Source organism: Mariniflexile aquimaris, from assembly GCF_042676825.1.
In the GTDB taxonomy this organism is placed as follows: domain Bacteria; phylum Bacteroidota; class Bacteroidia; order Flavobacteriales; family Flavobacteriaceae; genus Mariniflexile; species Mariniflexile aquimaris.
In genome coordinates, this window is the sequence record NZ_JBHTIB010000012.1 from 1,087,365 (window position 1) to 1,106,145 (window position 18,781).

The window sequence follows — 18,781 nt, forward strand, 5'->3', positions numbered from 1 at the left end:
ATTATGGCTGATTTACATGAAACTTTTACAGAATTTAATAGAATAATTGCATTAAGTTCAACAAAAAAGAATGAGTTGAGAACTTCTAGAAATTCAATAAGAAAAGATATTGAAACTTATTTTGATAAAAACAGAGATAAACATACTGTAAAGTTTAAAGGACAAGGTTCTTTTGCTATGAATACTACAATTTTACCAATAAGTGGAGAATATGATGTTGATGATGGAGTTTATATTTTTGGAAAGGAAGAAGATAAACCAACACCTAATACTGCTCATAATTGGATTTTCAAAGCGGTTGAAAATCGTACAAATCAAGAAACAATTGATAAAAACACTTGTGTTAGAGTTCAGTATGCTAAAAGCTATCATGTTGATTTGCCTATTTACTATAAAACAACTGATACTGATAACGAGAATTTCTTCGATAGTGAAGATATTCCAGAACTTGCTCATAAAACTAAAGGATGGATAGAAAGTGATCCCTATGCCTTCAAAAAATGGTTTGATGAAAAAGCGAAGGATAAAAATCAATTAAAGAGAATAGTGCGTTATTTAAAGGCTTGGACAGATAATAAAAGTCACTTGAACCTCCCGAGTGGTATGGTGTTCACAATTCTTGCAGTTAATAATTATGTTTCAAAGGATAGAGACGATGAATCATTTTTAGAAACTTTACAAGGAATACAAAAATCTATAGACGACACAAGACATATCTGGGCAAAATACGAATGTTATAGACCTACTGTTGACACTTTAGAAAACTTATTAGACAAGTATTCATCCGAAACGAGAAAAAAAGATTTTCTTGATGCTTTAAACAGTTTAATAACTTCTGGAAAACAAGCTGTCGAAGTAAAAAGTAAAAAAGACGCTTGTGCAAAATGGCAAAAACATATAGGAGATAGATTTCCTTGCTCTAGTATTAATGAAAAGGATGAAGATGTGGCTAAAGCATTCGCATCTCCTGACCTATTGCGATATGATAATAAATCTGCTTAATGATTGATTACGGATTACTTTTAAAAGAATTTAGCAAAATTGAAATCTGTAAAAATTTAGAATGTGAGGAATTAAAAGCACTCGATTATAAATTTTTTAAAGAAAGTATTGTTTGGGAGATTGAGACAGAAATAACATTTAACCATAAAAATGTTGATGTTAAATTATATCTGAACTTTCCAAACGATTTCCCTTTTGTAACGCCCAAGATCTTTATTAGTAAGGAAAGTTATCATAATTTAAAATACATTCCTCATATAAACGAGGATTTAAGTATTTGTGTTTTTGATGAAGGGCTGAATTTGATTTTGCCGAAAACTAATTTTGTTGTTTTTATTGAGTTAATAGTTTCAAAAGCAAAAAAGCTAATTCGTGACGCCGAAGATATTGATTATCGAAAAAAAGAATTTAAAAAAGAATTTAAAGCATATTGGGAACTGGCTTATTCTAAAAATGATGTTATATTAAATTTAGGATTTCATACTATTAATAATAGCAGTGATGAAGAAATAAAAGGTATAAAATTTACAAATAATTACCTTTCAAATTATGAGTACTTTATCAGTAATAATGCTAATGATTTAAAAAAAATAAAAGAGTATGCAAAAGAATACAAATGCAATTTCAAAGAAATTGGTATATTGATTATTGAAAATAATTTTATTGAACCCCCATTTGAATTAACTTTTACAGAAACTTTAACAATTATAAAAAAAGATAATATTAACTACAATAAATTTAAAGATTTATGTAGAAGTAATGATTTTGATAGTGTTTTAGTGATTTTTACAAATAACAGCAATTCATCTAACGAATACTATGGATGGACATATAAAAATTTAGAGATTTTGTCTAGAAAAAAAGGAGGGCTTAGAAAAATCAATTCAAAAATAGATCATTTATCCAATCTCATTAATAAAAAAAAATATGCAACAAGAATAACGTTTGACAACTTAAGTCTAGATAGATTACAATTAAGAACAACTGGATACATAGAATCTAAAAAAAGCTTAGTAATCAGTGGTTTAGGAAGTATTGGTTCTAATCTTATTTTCTACTTAAAAAACTTGCCTATCAACAAATTCAACCTAATTGATAAGGAAATTTTATCATCAGAAAATATTAATAGACATTTATCAGGATTTTCATTTTTGAAAAATAACAAAGTTGATGCAATAAAATATGAATTAAAAAACTCTAACCCTTTAATTGAAGTAGAAGTCAGAAAAAAATCGGTAACAACAATTATTCAAAACGAGGTAAACTTTATAAATGATTGTGATTTTCATATTGTAGCCGTTGGCAAGACAATGATTGAGGAATTTATATTAAAAGCTTCAATTGAAGAAAAATTAACGAGGCCATTATTTATTTTTTGGGTAGAACCTTTTTTAGCAAGTGGACAGATGTTATTCATAATGCCAAATGATGCACAGAGGGCTTTAGCTTTAATTAAAAATGAAAATTACCCTTATAGCGTTTTATCAAACTCAGAAAAACAACATGACAAAACATATTTGATTGAAGGAAGTTGTCAAACGGGTTATTTTCCATATTCGGCTTCATATTTAATTCAATTTCTTTCAACCATTTTTCCATATATAAAGGGACATATTGTCAATAACGATAATGTTTCGAAAGTTTATTCTTGGATTGGAAATAAAGAATTACTAAATAGTAAGGGATTAGTAATTACAGATTTTGCCAATGATAATAACTTATATGACCTAGTAATAAATGATTTATGATAGAATTTAAGTTAGGAAATTTATCTATCAAAATATCCGAAGAAGTATTCGAAAAAATGAAGTCATTTATTCAAGATGAAAACCACAAGCCAGAAGCTGGCGGAATTCTAATTGGTTATTATTTAGAAGATAATAATTATTCAATTATTGATTCTTCTTTACCTAGTAGATTTGACAAATCAAGTAGATATAATTTTACTAGATCTAAAAAGAATGCGCAAAAAATAATTAATAAAAATTTTAAAGACAGTAAAGGAAAGAAAATATATTTAGGTGAATGGCACACTCATCCCGAAGATTATCCTACTCCCTCTTGTCTTGATAAGAAATCTATTTTAGAACAAATAAGAGGCAATATTCTTAATTCTAAGATAATTTTTATGCTTATTTTAGGCAGAAAAGGTATTTATATTTCATATGCAGACAAGAATGAAATAAAGGCTTTTAAAAATATTAATTTCATTAATCTCTGAATTTATTTTTTATTAAAAGAAATTATCAATTGAGAATTAATTTTAGTAATTCTATTGCTATTACGTTTTGCCCATCTTTAGAAATTAAGGCTATATTCTCATCCCAATTACTCAAAAACCCTAACTCTACTAAAAAAGCTGGACAATAATTAGTCGTTTCTCTCAAAACCTGAAAATCTCCATATTTTACCCCTCTACTTTCAAAACCAATCTTGGTTTTCATTTGCTTTTGTAATGCATAAGCCAGAAGAACTGATTCCTTTAAAAAATTACCACCTCTTGCTTTAACATAAACTTCCACACCCCTAGCCTTTGGGTTTTCAGACTGATTACAATGCAAGGAAATAAACAAATCCGCTTTTAGGTTTCTAGCTAATCGTGTTCTGTCGGCTAATGAAATTAAGGTGTCTTTATAGCGTGTTAAATAGATTTCGAAATCACTTTTGGTATTAGTATTTAATCTAACCATCGCCTTTGCTATACTTAACACAATATCCTTCTCCATTATTCCATTTAGTCCAATAGCTCCAGAATCGGTTCCTCCATGCCCAGGATCAATAACCACAATCTTTTTATCTTCAACATTTTGTGAATTAAGAGATAAAACCATGAGACATAAACTCATGGTAAATAGTATTTTATAAAATGGTTTCGAAGTGTACATCTCGATTCTTGTTTGCACAAAATTCAAGAAATCCATCACAACATTAAGAATCTTCCAAAGTTTAACATGAAGTTGCGTTAAAGTTTAGCTTTTTTATTCCATAAGCCTCAATTCATAATAGATTTCGCAAATCTAAAAATCGAACTATTATGAAAAAATCAATTCTACTGTCAACTTTTCTGTTATTACTATCTTCATCAAGCTTCGCGCAAATTGGTGGTATTGAAGATTCTGTAAATGATGTTTCAGACACCATTAGAACCATTTTTCCAATCATCTTGGGTGTTATTTTCCTTATCGGGTTTCTATTTAATGCTGGTCATTTTTTTGGCGAGAATGCTGACCTTAAAAAAGGAATTACCCGTGTTTTAGTATTTGTACTCATAGCTGGCGCCGTAGTAGGCATATTCACTTACTTAATAAGCATCGTGGTATAATGCCCCTTATTGAGGGTTTTATTGAAATAGCTTTATGAAGAAATACGAAGTCTATAAAAACATAAGAAAACGAGCCATTATTTTTGGCTTGCCCATTCCCCTGTTTGCACTAATGATGAGTTCCATAATAGCATCACTATTGATTATCATTTTCTCATTCAGCTTCCTAGTTGTTTTGGGTGTTCTAATAGGCAATGCCATTCTTTATATAGCATTAACGAAGTTTACCCACAATCCACAACTATTTCAGGTTGCTAAAGTGTTCCCTAAAATAATCAGCAATAAAAAATCAACCACCAATGAATAAAATAAATCTGCTATCCTATTACCCCATTGTAGATATTCAAGATCATGTTGTTTTTGCAAACAATGGCAATGTAGTTTTATGCTATAAGGGTTCGTTACCAGAAATTTATTCACTTTCTGAAAAAGATTTTGAAGACATGCATGGTGCCTGGTTTCAAGCCATTAAATCGCTGCCAACCGGATGTGTGGTTCATAAACAAGACGTTTACTTAAAAAAACAATACACTTCAGAAAATCTACCTAACAAAAGCTTCTTAGAAAAAGCAACACATCGGCATTTTAAGGGTCGTGAATACATGGAACATCAATGCTACTTGTTCTTCATTTTAACCAAGAACAACGCTTTAAATAATAGCAAGTATGTAAATCCTTTTAGAAAAGTATCAAAAAGCATTGTTCAAGAAATGGACGACACCATATACACCTTTATAGGCTCGGTAAGTGATTCCGTTTCTTTTATTAATAACAGTCGGAAAATGACTTTTATACCCATGGATGCCGATGGTATCCACGCATTAACTAATAACTACTTCAACGGTTTTAACAATGGTTTTGATACTGACATTCTTTTGGAAAAAAATAATACCACTATTGGGGAGCATTATTTTGACGTACTATCGGTCAATAGCGAATTATGCTTCGGGGAAAGCGTCCAAACCAGCAAAACGAATGAAAAGTTTACTTCAGACGATTTTGTATTTCATCAAGGGTTTATAGATGGCATGGGGCTAACGCTGAATGAAAACCATATAGTGAACCAAATTATCTATTTAGACGATAAACAAAAATGGCGTAAACTATTGGATAAAAAGGTTGAGGAACTTAATAAGAGTTCCAATTTTGGTTCGCAGAATAAAGTTGTATTAAAAAAAATCCAGCATATCCTCGATCAAATCAATGCCGATGATAAAGCACGGGTTATTCGAGGGCATCTCAATATCATTTACTGGGCTCGGGAAGCCGGAGAGCTAGACAGAATATCCTCAAAAATTAAGACTGAGTTTAAGGAATTGGATATCATTCCATATTATCCACGGGGTGAAGAACGTAAAAATTACATTTTAAATAGTTATTTCTGTTTCTCGTCCAATTTTTCAAACGAAGATTTATATGTGACCGATTTAAAGCATGCTTTGTGTTTATTAATCAACAACAGTAATTATAAGTCGGATAAAACAGGCATCATTTTTAACGATAGAGAACACAATATTCCTATTCTAAAAGATGTTTGGGATGAACAGAAAAAACGTGTCAAAGCCAGAAACTTTGCCATTTTCGCCCCTACTGGGGAAGGAAAATCCTTTTTAGCGAATAACATACTGCGTCAATATTTTGAAAGTGGTGTGCGCTTGGTTATTATTGATTTGGGTGGTTCTTACACCAAATTCGCAAAACTATACCCCGAACAATACACCGTTCTGCGCTATGAAAGTGGCAAGAATTTAGGTATCAATCCATTCTACATTAGTAATCTGAACGACCTCACGCCAGAGCGTATTGAAGATTTATCGGTGTTTCTTTTTGAATTGTTTGCTTCAGATTTAAAAGTTACCAAAGCACAATCTGTCTCCGTAAAGAAAATATTGCGGCACTACTACCACCAAATCGCTGAAGGTTACTCACTAAATAGTTTTTATGAGTTTATTGAAATGAATAAAGACAGCTTATTAAAGCAGTTAAAAATCCATGAGGATTATTTCAACATTACCAACTTTCTGCACATCATGTCTGAATATGTTGGTGATGGACTGTACAGTTTTCTTTTTGAAGTGAGTGAAGACCAAACCTATAAAATTGAAGACAAACGCTTGATTGTTTTTGAATTGGATGAAGTTAAAGACAATAAAGAGATCTTGTCCGTTATGCTGAAGCTCATTAAATCTGCCATACAGCGTACCATTTGGAAAAATAGAGCTGAAAAGGGCATCATCCTATTTGATGAATTTGCTAAACAATTGAAGTTTGAAAATGTATTGGAAAGCGTGGAATTCTATTACCAAGCCATAAGGAAACAAAATGGTGCTATTGGAATCATTTTGCAATCCATCAATCAATTACCGAATAATTCAACTTCTGCAAGTATTCTTGAAAACACACAGGTGATTTATAGCCTGAACAATGAAAAAGGATATGTCGAACTTCAGAAACGCTTGAATCTATCCAGCCACGATTTGAATCAATTGAAATCCATCAAAAACAATTTAACAGGTCCAAGAAAATACACCGAAATGTTTATCAAAATTGGGAAGGAAAGCAACATTTTTCGCCTTGAAGTTCCAAAGGAAGTCTATGCCGCTTACCTAACAGATGGTAAAGAAAACGAAGACATTATGAAACTCTATGAAAAACATCAAAACATGGAAAAAGCAATCACTGAATACACAACTTAAAATACAATACCATGAACAAAACAATCTTAATTCTAGTAATGGCAATCTTTTTTAGCTTCAAAACAAGCGCTCAAGGTATGCCAGTTTATGACAACACAAATTTTATAAGTCTTGCCAAATCGCTTATTGAATCTGCAAAACAAACCTCCCAATTATTAAAAACGGTTCAGTTTTTAAAAACACAAAAGGAAAATATTGAGAAGGTAAACAATGTAATAAAGCAATTAAAGGCTGTTAAGGAATTAGCTAAAAACAATCAAAAACTTTTCAATGTTGTTAGAAATGATTTGCGGGATATTCTAAACTCGCCTTACATCAAGCCTGAGGAAGTGACCCGAATTTCAGATTCGTTCAATGCCATTATTGAAAGTTCTTTGGAAGATCTGAATTATATAGAGCAAATACTTTCCAGCGATTTCTTGAAAATGACCGATGCTGAACGAGCCGATGTTCTATCTAAAAAAGAAGAATCCTCTAAAGAAATGGTGGCGGAAATTACAAAGAAAACGGAACGCTATAGAGATATTATTTCCTTTAGAAAAATGCAGGATAAAATAAACAATCGAGAAACAAACTATTAAAAATGGCAGCCACATTCTTTTTAGGGATTGGACTTGAATATATCGACACGGTATTTCAAACCATAAAGAACAGTGATTTTTCACAATACACCATTACTGGCATGAAAACACTTGCTGTACTTTTTTTTCTAGTCAATATCCTTAAAAAATACAATGAAGGGATTGCTGATAAAGATGGCTACACTTGGGGATTAAGCCCTGGAGAGCTCGCTAAGAATTTTGCGATTGTTCTTCTGGTTATTTTCTCGACACAGATTTTAGGTGTTTTTGATGGGATTTTGGTTGCCATTGAATCTCAATACCGAAACACGGCTCCCGCGCTCCTTCCACTTCAAATGCAAGATATGCCACTTGAAGAAGATGTGGGCGTGTTGGAAGCCACCAAAAAAGCCATGGCGCTCTTGTATGACGCACTAGTAACCCCATTATATGGTTGGAAGATTATATCTTTTATTATCAGTCTTGGGCTTTGGATTTTAGATCTTTTCATCTATCCCCTGTTTTTAGCCGAACGCTATTTTCTACTAGGTATCATGCAAGCCTTTTTTCCTTTAATATTAAGTCTAGCTGTTTTTGAAAAGTTTCGTTCTATGGCGTACTCCTTTTTCAAACTTTATGCAGCGGTCTATATGCTTGTTCCTGCCTTCTTTTTAGTGAATGTTTTTATCAATGCTATTTACACAGAAATCAATACTAATTTTTGGGTCAATCTTTTCGGAACAGATGTTGGCAGTCGGTTTTTTGCACCTGTAGTTCAGCTCGGTTCTGTAGTATTTATTGTGTTTTTAAAATTCAAACTCTACAAGCGTGCTACCTCATTTACTTTAAGGTTATTCACCGCATAAAACTTAATCATAACAAATGAAAACATCATACAAAAACATATATGCAATTTTGAACATCAACCGATTCATTGTGATTTCTGTCATTCTATGTGCTTTAGGTTCTAGTGCTTTTTCAGGATGGATCGTTTATGACATTCATAAAAAAGCACTTAACAACGCCTTTGCAATAAACACGGATGGATCTGTTATTCCATTAAAATGGGTCACACAAAAGGAAAATTTTCAAGTGGAGGCCTTAGCCCACTTAGAGTTATTTCATACATACTTCTACAATATCGATGCAAGTAATTATGAAAAGCATCTGGAAAAAGCTTTATGGCTTGGTAATAGTTCTGTCGATAATCTCTACCGACAAAAAAAAGCGGATGGGGTTTACAATCGCTTATTGCAATATTCCTTGGTTCAAAAAGTATTGAGCATTGAATCACAGTTAGATATTCAAACCGAACCTTATCAATTTAAAACAACCACTGTTTTTGAAATAAATAGAGGAACTGTTGTTGACACTTACGAGTTGGTTTCTACAGGAAACTTGCTAGTTGTAGATCGTAATTACCCGAATAATACCCACGGCTTATTAATTACAAATTACTTTGAAAACACTTTAAGAAAGGTCCAAAATAAACACCATTAATTATGAAAATAGAAAAAAATAAAATCGTTTTTGGTTCTGTATTAGCTATTATCTTAATATTTCTAATTTCCTATTCCGCTTTATTAATGGGAGATGATGAAACTGAAAATGACAATCTTAAACAGACCCTAGTTCCAGAACTTGAACAAGAACAGGAAGACTACTCCACAAAATTAGAAGCAATTGACGATCTTAAGGAAGTACGCGAAACTAATGCTCCAAGCATTTATGACGAAAAACTGATTGATTCGATGGGTTATTATGACCCGGACTTATTGGAAAAGGACAAAATACGTATTGTAGATAGTATCTATAATTTAGGAAAGATAAACTATACTGAAAACCAATACAGAGGACAAAAACCAAAGCCTACTAATGCAACATCCCAAAAGAAAACAGATTCTATAATTTCCAACACCAATCAAAAAATCCTTCCAAAGGAAATCGGATTGGAGCATCAACTGTTTTTTGCTTCTAATCCTCAAAAAAGTGCCTATCCAAACACCTTAAAAACAGATTCCACAATATACGTAGTTGTAAACGGGAACCAAACGGTTAAGAAAGATTATCGTTTACGCATGCGCCTGGAAAAAGATGCTGTCATCAATAACCGGGTTATCCCAAAGAACACCGCGGTTTACGGCTTCATTAGTTTTAAACCAAACAGGGCAATCATTGAAATTGAAAATATATTACATCAACCGGTACAATTAAAAGCATACGACTTTCAAGATGGTAGTGAAGGCATTTATGTAGAAAACAATTTTAGGGCTGATGCTACAAGTGAAGTTGTGGAAGATGTTGTTGACGATATTAACATCGCTGGAGTTCCACAAGTAACAGGTGTTAAAAAAATATTTCAACGTAGTAATAGACAAGTAAAAGTTACCGTAATAAACAACTACAAACTCATTCTAAAACCACAACCATAAATTTTAAATTATGAAAAAACAATTAATAATACTCAGTTTAATTTTGGTCTCCGTTTTTGTTAAGGCACAAACAAAAATGAATTTAGATACCATTTATGCCAATGACCATAAAAATGTTGCCTTGTTCTTTCCTAACCCAATACGACAAGGGATTACGGGTTCAGAAAACTTTGTTTTTACCTATAACAGAGAAAAAGAACAGTATTTCGGTTTACTGCAAGCAACACCCGGAAAAGAAAGCAATTTACTGATTATCAACAATAATGGTTCAATTTTTTCGTATATTGTGAGGTATAAAGAGCAACTTGAAACTTTAAATTACTTCATTACAGATTCGACATCTATTGGTAATGAAAAGCCGTTTTTTGAAACAACTGATGACGAAAATAAGACTATTGAGCGCTTTGACTTTAAAACCGATTATTATGAGCGCTTTTGCGCTTATCTTGTTGAAAGAAGACAACTCATTGGTAAGCTTAAAAAACGACAAAATGGAATAATTCTAAAGATTGAAAATATCGTTTTTGACAAAGAGGAATTATACTTTGTTATGACTATTGCAAACAAATCGTCTTTGGATTATGATGTAAATTTCTTGAACCTAAATATTCAAACACGCCAAAAAGGAAAGAAAAAATCATTACAAAATCTTTATTTAAAACCTGTTTTTGAATATAATAAGCCATTAAAGGTTAAAAAAAACCAAACTGTAAGGATGGTATATGTCGTTCCAAAGTTTTCTATCAGCGATGAACGAAAGGTTGTTTTAGAACTCAATGAAAAAAATGGAGAACGCAATATCAAACTTAAAATATCAGATAAAACCATTAATAACCCAAACTAAAATACCATGAAAAAGATGATTGTTTATTTACTGATTTCATTCGTAATGGGATGTAGCCAACCCCAATTGTCATATACCGATACTGCAAAGATTGTTGTTGAGAGTTTTTATAAAAATGACAATACCGTACTAAAAAAACACACTACTCCAGAAAGTTATGCGTCATTTATAGCAATTCAAGCTATGGTTGCGCCTGAGAATGATAATCCGTCAAACTTTAAATTAATTGAAGAAACTGTTGATGGCGATATAGCTTGGGTTAAATTCTCAACATCCTATGAAGAAAAACCAGAAACTTTTAAATTGGTAAAAGCAGATGGACAATGGAAAGTCGCTGAAAAAGGGTTGCGGGAGCAAGCTCCTTTTTAAAATTCATCATCGATTAAATATTGACCTTGCCTCTTTATAAATTCTTTCAAAATTCTCTTCCAAATCTGATTCTGAATAATATTGCCTAATTGTCGGCAAGTGTTTTTCTATTTTAGATAATTGGAAATGCACTTTTCTATCTACGCCATCAGCAAACGTAATAAACTCTCCTTCTTTTAATCTAAAAAACACATCCGCTCTTATTTTGGCAACTTCACGCTCTCCAGTTGTTATTCTGGTGTCAAAATTAAGATTGTGCCCTCGATTAATACTTGTGGTTTCTTTCTTTACGATTTCAAAAAAACGTTCATAATATTTGGCAGTATCTGGGTCATTTACCTTTCCAAAAAATTGATAAGACAAATTACTTAAAATAGCTTTACTAGCCTTATCTCCATACATCATATCGTTCTGTATCTTGTCTTGCATCACGTAAATGGTTGCGATATCATAGCTTCGTAATGTAGCTGGAATTCTGTGCATATTTAACAATCTAATCGTTGGCGCTTCTTCCATCATCAAAAATGAAGGATTGGCATTTCTAATACTCATTTGTTTTGTGATGGTATGAATTATCGTAGCAATGATTGGTGAATAAGCTGTTTCATATTTCGGGTTGTTCACGACTGAAATCACTAAAGGCTGTTCCTGATTATTAACACCAAGTGGCACATCGTCTGCAGATAAGACCATAAAAATACGTTGTGTGCTTACTTTCTTAAGCGCATTCGCTAAGGTACTTTTTACACCAGCTGTTTGTCTATCGGAATCTTTACCGCTTATAAAAGCATCTGCCATGGCTCTGGAGGTTGTATTGGAACTCAAAAAAGCAATTAGGCTATCGGTGTCCAAAAATTGGTATATAGCGATAAGATGGGGCAGTGTGCAATATTGCGGATAATTGGTTTTAAGCTTCCAGATTAATCCGCCTATAAGGCCTTCTGCTGCATCATTAAAAAATTTAGTTGTTCCTATACTTCCTGACTCTCGTTGCTCCAACAGGTTTTCAATAAGCACTCGGGCTACTTCATTGACACTTTCTTCATTGGTCATATATTTTGGTGCTATGGGATTCACTTTATCATAAATAGTGTCGAATGAAATGACTTTAAAATCAATTTCATTTTTTTCGAATAATGGATATGCCATTTCAGTGATTTCAAAATTTTTGTAATCATGGATAACGCCTGAAAATTTATGTTTGCTGAAATGCTGAAGAAAATTATAAACCACACTTTCTGTTTTACCACTTCCTGCAGAACCTATAATGGAAACTCCTCGTTTTATGTTGTTTATTTTAAAACTACCTTGCTTCACTTTAAATTGAACTTGAAATTTATTATTGGAATTGAAAGTTTCATTTTCAGTGTGCAGAAATACATATAAAACCGTATTGATTAACAAGAGTGGACATCCAATGTAAAGTATGGACACAAACCATATCAATCCAAATACCCTCATTTTAAACGCTATGAATAAACTTATAATAATCAGCATCAGGTTTATTATAAATCCATAGCGCATTATTTTGAGAAGTATTGAAAACACCAAAAGCATTCCAACCAAAAATCCAACTAGTAATGAGATTCCGAATGCTTCCATATTATATACCAATTGAACCAGATTTAATCGCCACTTGCACTCCATGTTTTAAATAACGGATAGTTTTGAGTGCCAGTTGAACTTTATTAGTTGGAATGCTAGCCATTGGAACGCCCGTTTTCGCCAGAATTTTAAAGGCAATGGCTTTCTCACTTGCTGGCAAACCTAGCAAAGTTGTGAAATACAATTTTGGATCTTTAACAAAATCTTTCTTTGATCTATAGGATTCTGCGTAGTTACGATTGTAGCCAAAGGTTTTATCAAAAGTAACTTCAGCTTTTGTGAAAAAGGCGTCTCTATCAAACCCACGTTTTACTAACTTACCGTGCATCTCAACCACTGAAGCTTTGTGTTTGGATCCTGGCGATAAACTCACAGAATTTGAGGCATCCTTCCGACTGACGATGATATGGATATGACTTTGATTACCCTCTTTTTTCATGCCTTGAACAATTCGTTTTCCGTTTTGTTGGTGTGGTGCATCAGCTTCTAATTTTGAGATTTGCATTTTTATTTTCTTGACATCCCCTTCCAATTGTTGGTGCTCTATTTTTCTAATCTCATTTTTAAGATGGAGTATTTTTGTCGCAAAAGGTTGGTTCTCCCGCACTTCTTTGTCAGTGCCTTTAAAGCTGCGTTGATGTTCTATTTTGGCAAAATATTTTATATCATTAACGGTAATAGGTTTGCCATTAATTTCTCTATTAAATGATGTTGCATAATCGCGCATAATTGCTCTAGTATATCGTTTTAAATCTTCGGAAATATTCTGCAACTTTTCCAACTCATATTTACTGGGACTCACGGTGATTGAATAAAATTTAGGCTCCCTGTTTTTGAGTTTTGCAGTGTTGCCATCGATTTCCTTAACCACTTCTTTCGCATCTATCTCATCCCCATATTGATTGAAAAAATGCTCCATATCCTCTTGTTCCAAACTCTGGTTTTCCTTCTCTAGATAGTCTACAAAATCCGCCGAACTTTGTGAATAATCCCCACCTAATTTTTGGGCTGTCACTGTGATATACATAATTTATAATTGATTATCTGAATTTCTCTTCTCTTCAAACTGCACTTTGTTTTTCTGAGGCTCCTTCTCCAAAAGGAGCTTTTTCTCTTTAGGTTCAAACTCCATAAATAGGGATTGCAACATGGCCGTTGTGGGCTTGTCATGGTGTTTTTCGATGTCTTTTATTATCGCGATTACGGCATCAATCCGTTTCTTGATTTTACTTTCCAAAGTTTGCATATTTGGTCCTATATTTTCATTTGGCGAAATACCATTTTCCTCAAAAAAATCGAGCATCAAAAGCAAGGTCATCGACTGTGATTTGGATAGTTTTTTGCTAAATTTCCTAAATCTTTTTGCGACTGAAACTTTGATTCCTAGCATCTCAAATCGTTCTTTTTCATATCCTTTATCCATTTTTTCTGAAAAAATTTATTGGTTTTATTGGGCTGCGAGGGTTTTTTCTGAAAAAACGATGCAAATAATTCAAAACTCAAAACAAAAAACCGCTGATAAGCACTGATTTTACTGATGTTTTGTAAATACCAAAAATTGAAACATCGCGCTAGCGTGTTACCCTCTTGCTATTCCTTTTCGTCCCGATTTATCGGGACAAAAAAATACCATTCCATCTAAAAATGTAATGGCTTTTGCTTTAATAAGAATAGAAATTCGATTTTTTAAGAGTGCTTAATTTGAAGTTTAAAATAATTCTTTGCAATCCCCTCATTTTATTGCAAAATTCAAAATAACAGAACAAAAAAAAAGGACCTTTAAAAACTTAAAGATCCTGAGTTTATAATTAGCTTTTAAATATTGAAAACATAGTCATAAGAATAAAGGTTTCTTATGGCTTCTTCTTCCAAAAGCGTTTCATATTTTAAATGATGTTCTTTGGCGTATCGTTTCAAATCATTTCCAAATTTCTGTTCAACATCTTTTTTGGAAATCGAAACCAAACGTTCTTGGGTTTCGTTATCGAGGTTTGTATAATTGAGATATACCATGACCAAAAAAATCAGTATTCACTGGGAAGCATCAGCGTATTATCTACAAAAAACAATCGCAATTCATCCAAAGGAAAATCAGTTACATTGTACCTATGCGTTTCAAAAATGTTATCATTTCCATCGCTATAATTAATGATAGCTTCACATTGTTTTTCTGCTCTTTCTTTTTCGGAAAGCCGTTTAAAATCGATGGTTACAAAATAGCTTTTAGTCATTAAACTTTTTGCTATTACTGATGCATCGGTCACTAACCAAAAGCACTCAGCTGTATCTGCCAAATATTTTATCCCATCTGTAAATTTAGTTCCTATTAACGGAATTTTATAAAAGGTTTCTGAACCTATAAATTGTTGCAGATCCTCTTTTATTTTGTTAACTTGTGTCTTCATTCTGATTCTATTTTTAGAAGTTAATAATGAAAAAGAGGGCGCAACTTTCCACGGGAACGCCCTCTTTTAATTTTAGTTATTCACTAGTGTTTCCATCACCTTTAATTCCCATAAGAAGAATTTCATTGGCTACCACTTCGGTAACATATCTTTTCTCTCCCTCTTTGGTTTCATAAGAGCGTGATGTCAATTTGCCCTCTAAGGCAACTTCTTTTCCTTTGCCTACATATTTTTCTACGATTTCGGCAATTTTTCCCCATGCTACGACATTGTGCCATTGGGTGTTTTGTTCTTTCTCGCCATTAGAATTTTTGTAAAACTCATTGGTTGCGATTGAAAATTTAGCGACTTTCTTTCCGCTGTCTAGGTTCGTGATTTCTGGCTCGTTCCCTACGTTACCAATTAACTGTACTTTGTTTTTTAGAGTACTCATAATTATAAAATTTAAAGATTAATATTGCCCCTTCTGAACCCTTCAGAAAGGCTTTGTTATTGATTTACTTATTATATCCAGAGCGTTTTCCTTCTTTTGTTTTTTTAACTTTTGTTCCGCTTCCTTTTTATTGATTTTGTAAGATTTCATAAGATTTATTTTAGATTTACTTCCCATAGAGCCGACGCTGTTACCTTTTTTTGTTGCTTGGACCCTTTCAATATTCAGGTTTGTGAAGACATATAAAAAGTGCGAAGCATGAGCCTGGTTATGCTGTCGTTCAAAACTGAATGTTGTTTTTTTGCTGTCAAAAAAAGGTATAGCGGTGTTGGCTCGGGATGTAAGTCTAAATTCCTTGTGAAATACAAAAGCATGGGAAGTGGAACAAAAATGATAAATATTGAGTTCCTATTAAGCGGACTTGATTCCCGCTTTTTACTTGGAAATGAAGTGTTCCTTTCCAGCGAAGCGGAAAGGGTTAACGGAATGAAAAGTAAAAAGCGGGGATTGTGTCCAAGACCTGTTATAATGAAGCTCTTTTCCCGGAATGTAGTTTTTACGAAATGTAGGGGAATGTGCTGATTGGCTTAGAAACTAAATTAAAATAGCTACCAAAAGTTTAATTTCAATTAGTAACTAATTTTATTTTACTAACTTTTTAAGTTTTGATATCTATTCAATCTATCCATTTCAATTGTAGTACATCACTAACTCTAATACCAGCAAAATAAAAACTTAACAACCAAGCATATAATGCATTACTTTGAACTAAAGCGGATAAGAAACAAATTCGTGCTTAAAAAAGCAAAATCAATGATTCAAAAGTGTACTAAAGTGCTCGAATCTAACCATTGATTTATGTCATTTTCTGAATTTTTAATACATTTCAAATTTGGAAGAAGAATTTTAGTTATACTAACACGCTGAACGCATATTAATTTTAAAATCAATTCCGAAGATTTACCAAATTCAATGAGTAAAATTGAAGATGAAAAAGTGGATTAACTTATTATATTGAATTTATGTACACCATTGTAGATATTGAAACTTCTGGCCCAGGAAATAAAATTACTGAAATATCTATTTTCAAACATGACGGCTTACAGATTATTGATGAATTTACATCTTTAGTAAATCCTGAAACTTATATCCCAGATTACATTACTGCTTTAACAGGTATAGATAATTATATGGTTGCCAAAGCACCCACATTTCCTGAAGTTGCCCAAGCTATTTTAGACATTACAGAAGAAACTATTTTTGTGGCGCATAGCGTCAATTTCGATTACAACGCGATTCGGAATGAATTTAAAGCTATTGGCATTGATTTTAGACGAAAAAAATTGTGCACAGTACGGCTGTCCAGAAAATTAATCCCTGGTCATAAATCCTATAGTTTAGGAAAAATTTGCGCTGCGCTGGATATTTCTATTAACGGCAGGCATCGTGCGCGTGGTGATGCTGAAGCCACGGTCATACTTTTTGAAAAATTATTGAATACCGAAGCTTCTGAAATCGTGTTTAACGATTTTCTAAAAAAATCATCTAAAGAAGCGACTTTACCACCACATTTACCGAGTGCTGTTTTTGATGGGATTCCAAACGAAGCAGGCATTTATTATTTTAAAAATAAAAAAGGTAAAGTCATTTATGTAGGCAAGGCAAAAGATTTGAAGAAACGGGTTTTAGGTCATTTTTATAACAAAACGGAAAAGGAACTCAATCTTTGCAGAGAAACGGCAGACATCGATTTTGAACTTTCAGGAAGCGAATTTATCGCACTTCTTATGGAAAATGCAGCTATAAAAAAATACTTTCCAGAGTTTAATCAAGCCTCCAAAAGAAACCCAAAAACTTATGCTATTTTCAAATTTGAGGACCGAAACGGCATCATCCATTTGGCATACAATACCCTAAAAGCAATACCATGCCCTCTACTTACTTTTTATAATATTACCGATTGCCGACAATTTTTAGAACGCCTTTGCATGGAGTACGAATTGTGCCCAAAATATTGTCATTTACAAGAAGGTGTTGCCCAATGTTCGCATTACCTTATTAAAACCTGTCAAGGTATTTGTATTGAAAAAGAACCCATAAAGTTATACAACGAACGCGTGCAAAAAGCCATCAAAAACACGATTGAAAACACCAAAGATGTTATCATTAAACAAAAAGGAAGGCATGCTGATGAAGAAGCCTTTGTTCTTCTAAAAAACGGCTTATATATGGGTTATGGATTTGTTGATAAGTCTGAACAAATTACATCCCAGGAAGATTTGGAAAACTATTTGATCCCTCAAAAGGATAATGCCGATATTCAAAAAATAATTAGAAGCAAGCTGGTGGACTTATGATTATTTGATTTTTAACCACGACTTGTTTATTAATCCATTTAAAATAAGCTAATATGTTCTCTATTAATTCAGGTATTTAACATCAGATAAATAGTTATCGATAGATAAACGACTCAGCTTAATTAATCTGAAAACTCTTGTTTGATTAGTGATTTTAGACTTGCAGTATAGTTCTTCTCTAATTATACCACCATTCTGTATAATCGATTGTTTAAATGCTATATTCCAAAATTTAATAGAATTTGATTGGTCAATAAAATTTTTATTGTTTTCCCAAGAAAATTTAAAATCATCCATATCACATATTTTAAGTTGAACAAATAATAAAAACCACAAAGAATATTGTGACTTTTTGCTAGATTTAGACTACTAATATATTAAATATTTTCATTTAATCCGATAAATTATACTTTTTATCGATATAATGTATAATTGTTTAAAGATTATGTATCCTTTTTGTTTAATATTTAATTGGATACTAAGTGAAACAAAATTGTTCTAGTTTGTAGCGTCTCTAAAAGGCTCATTTATTCACTAATTATTTTAAAACACCATACACATATCATGGATAATGGAATAAAGACTTTTAACAAAAAGGAAGATATGCTGATGAAGAAGGATTTGTGCTCTTTAAAAACGTTGTTTATCTAGGTTATGGTTTCGTTGATTGGTCGGATCAAATTACCCGCGAGGCAGAATTACCAGAAGTCCCATCGCCAACTTTAAATTCTATAACAAAAATAAAATGCTTAATAA

The 18,781-nt window shown here is 32.4% G+C and carries 20 protein-coding genes; 13 read left to right on the forward strand and 7 right to left on the reverse strand.

Translation table 11 applies throughout. From position 1 onward, the window contains the following. Positions 1–3 precede the first annotated feature (3 nt). From ACFQ0I_RS12875 to ACFQ0I_RS12885, 3 genes are read left to right on the forward strand one after another with little or no spacing between them, the layout of a single operon-like run. Positions 4–1,002, forward strand: a complete 999-nt coding sequence (locus ACFQ0I_RS12875; protein WP_379942882.1) for a CBASS cGAMP synthase — start codon at positions 4–6, stop codon at positions 1,000–1,002. Continuing rightward, positions 1,002–2,750 carry a ThiF family adenylyltransferase gene (locus ACFQ0I_RS12880; protein WP_379942884.1) on the forward strand — a complete coding sequence of 583 codons (1,749 nt, stop codon included), beginning with the start codon at positions 1,002–1,004 and terminating at the stop codon, positions 2,748–2,750. Before ACFQ0I_RS12875 ends, ACFQ0I_RS12880 begins: the two co-directional genes overlap by 1 nt. Beyond that, a complete protein-coding gene (locus ACFQ0I_RS12885; protein ID WP_379942886.1) occupies positions 2,747–3,223 on the forward strand; it encodes a Mov34/MPN/PAD-1 family protein in 477 nt (158 codons plus the stop codon). Before ACFQ0I_RS12880 ends, ACFQ0I_RS12885 begins: the two co-directional genes overlap by 4 nt. A 25-nt stretch (positions 3,224–3,248) precedes the next feature. On the opposite strand, the gene ACFQ0I_RS12890 is transcribed toward ACFQ0I_RS12885, so the two are convergent. Then, positions 3,249–3,887 carry an N-acetylmuramoyl-L-alanine amidase family protein gene (locus tag ACFQ0I_RS12890; protein ID WP_379942888.1) on the reverse strand — a complete coding sequence of 213 codons (639 nt, stop codon included), beginning with the start codon at positions 3,885–3,887 and terminating at the stop codon, positions 3,249–3,251. Between the two features lie 110 nt (positions 3,888–3,997). Between ACFQ0I_RS12890 and ACFQ0I_RS12895 the strand changes: the two genes are divergently transcribed. The 9 genes from ACFQ0I_RS12895 to ACFQ0I_RS12935 are packed head-to-tail and all read left to right on the forward strand — an operon-like array spanning position 3,998 to position 11,225. Beyond that, positions 3,998–4,324, forward strand: coding sequence for a TrbC/VirB2 family protein (locus ACFQ0I_RS12895; protein ID WP_379943051.1), 327 nt, complete (start codon positions 3,998–4,000; stop codon positions 4,322–4,324). A 34-nt stretch (positions 4,325–4,358) separates the two neighbouring features. Next, entirely contained in the window at positions 4,359–4,631 is a 273-nt protein-coding gene (locus ACFQ0I_RS12900; protein ID WP_379942890.1) for a hypothetical protein, read from the forward strand. Continuing rightward, the gene (locus ACFQ0I_RS12905; RefSeq protein WP_379942892.1) at positions 4,624–7,020 is read left to right on the forward strand and encodes a TraG family conjugative transposon ATPase; all 2,397 of its coding nucleotides are present in this window, start codon (positions 4,624–4,626) and stop codon (positions 7,018–7,020) included. The genes ACFQ0I_RS12900 and ACFQ0I_RS12905 overlap by 8 nt, the downstream gene beginning before the upstream one ends. 11 nt (positions 7,021–7,031) lie before the next feature. Beyond that, the gene (locus ACFQ0I_RS12910; RefSeq protein WP_379942894.1) at positions 7,032–7,601 is read left to right on the forward strand and encodes a conjugal transfer protein; all 570 of its coding nucleotides are present in this window, start codon (positions 7,032–7,034) and stop codon (positions 7,599–7,601) included. Positions 7,602–7,603: 2 nt separating this feature from the next. After that, complete coding sequence (locus tag ACFQ0I_RS12915) at positions 7,604–8,446, forward strand: hypothetical protein (protein ID WP_379942896.1); 843 nt, start codon at positions 7,604–7,606, stop codon at positions 8,444–8,446. Positions 8,447–8,462: 16 nt separating this feature from the next. Further along, positions 8,463–9,080: a conjugal transfer protein TraK gene (locus ACFQ0I_RS12920; protein WP_379942898.1), complete on the forward strand. Its 618-nt coding sequence runs from the start codon at positions 8,463–8,465 to the stop codon at positions 9,078–9,080. 2 nt (positions 9,081–9,082) lie between these two features. Next, positions 9,083–10,012 carry a conjugative transposon protein TraM gene (gene traM, locus ACFQ0I_RS12925; RefSeq protein ID WP_379942900.1) on the forward strand — a complete coding sequence of 310 codons (930 nt, stop codon included), beginning with the start codon at positions 9,083–9,085 and terminating at the stop codon, positions 10,010–10,012. Between the two features lie 10 nt (positions 10,013–10,022). Then, positions 10,023–10,856, forward strand: coding sequence for a DUF4138 domain-containing protein (locus tag ACFQ0I_RS12930; RefSeq protein ID WP_379942902.1), 834 nt, complete (start codon positions 10,023–10,025; stop codon positions 10,854–10,856). 6 nt (positions 10,857–10,862) lie between these two features. Next, positions 10,863–11,225, forward strand: coding sequence for a hypothetical protein (locus ACFQ0I_RS12935; protein WP_379942904.1), 363 nt, complete (start codon positions 10,863–10,865; stop codon positions 11,223–11,225). Positions 11,226–11,231: 6 nt separating this feature from the next. On the opposite strand, the gene ACFQ0I_RS12940 is transcribed toward ACFQ0I_RS12935, so the two are convergent. The 6 genes from ACFQ0I_RS12940 to ACFQ0I_RS12965 all read right to left on the reverse strand — a co-directional run bounded on the left by ACFQ0I_RS12940 (position 11,232) and on the right by ACFQ0I_RS12965 (position 15,668). Next, positions 11,232–12,872, reverse strand: coding sequence for a type IV secretory system conjugative DNA transfer family protein (locus ACFQ0I_RS12940; RefSeq protein WP_449288679.1), 1,641 nt, complete (start codon positions 12,870–12,872; stop codon positions 11,232–11,234). After that, on the reverse strand, positions 12,829–13,857 hold the full coding sequence (gene mobB, locus ACFQ0I_RS12945; RefSeq protein WP_379942905.1) for a MobB family relaxase: 1,029 nt from the start codon (positions 13,855–13,857) through the stop codon (positions 12,829–12,831). The genes ACFQ0I_RS12940 and mobB overlap by 44 nt, the downstream gene beginning before the upstream one ends. 3 nt (positions 13,858–13,860) lie before the next feature. Further along, positions 13,861–14,253 carry a BfmA/BtgA family mobilization protein gene (locus ACFQ0I_RS12950; protein ID WP_379942907.1) on the reverse strand — a complete coding sequence of 131 codons (393 nt, stop codon included), beginning with the start codon at positions 14,251–14,253 and terminating at the stop codon, positions 13,861–13,863. 392 nt (positions 14,254–14,645) lie between these two features. Next, positions 14,646–14,843, reverse strand: a complete 198-nt coding sequence (locus tag ACFQ0I_RS12955; protein ID WP_379942909.1) for a hypothetical protein — start codon at positions 14,841–14,843, stop codon at positions 14,646–14,648. Between the two features lie 11 nt (positions 14,844–14,854). Further along, complete coding sequence (locus tag ACFQ0I_RS12960; protein WP_379942910.1) at positions 14,855–15,235, reverse strand: DUF6876 family protein; 381 nt, start codon at positions 15,233–15,235, stop codon at positions 14,855–14,857. 76 nt (positions 15,236–15,311) lie between these two features. Then, positions 15,312–15,668, reverse strand: a complete 357-nt coding sequence (locus ACFQ0I_RS12965; RefSeq protein ID WP_379942912.1) for a single-stranded DNA-binding protein — start codon at positions 15,666–15,668, stop codon at positions 15,312–15,314. Between the two features lie 1,022 nt (positions 15,669–16,690). Here ACFQ0I_RS12965 and ACFQ0I_RS12970 point away from each other — a divergent pair. Then, complete coding sequence (locus ACFQ0I_RS12970) at positions 16,691–18,025, forward strand: exonuclease domain-containing protein (protein WP_379942914.1); 1,335 nt, start codon at positions 16,691–16,693, stop codon at positions 18,023–18,025. Positions 18,026–18,781: the final 756 nt, after the last annotated feature.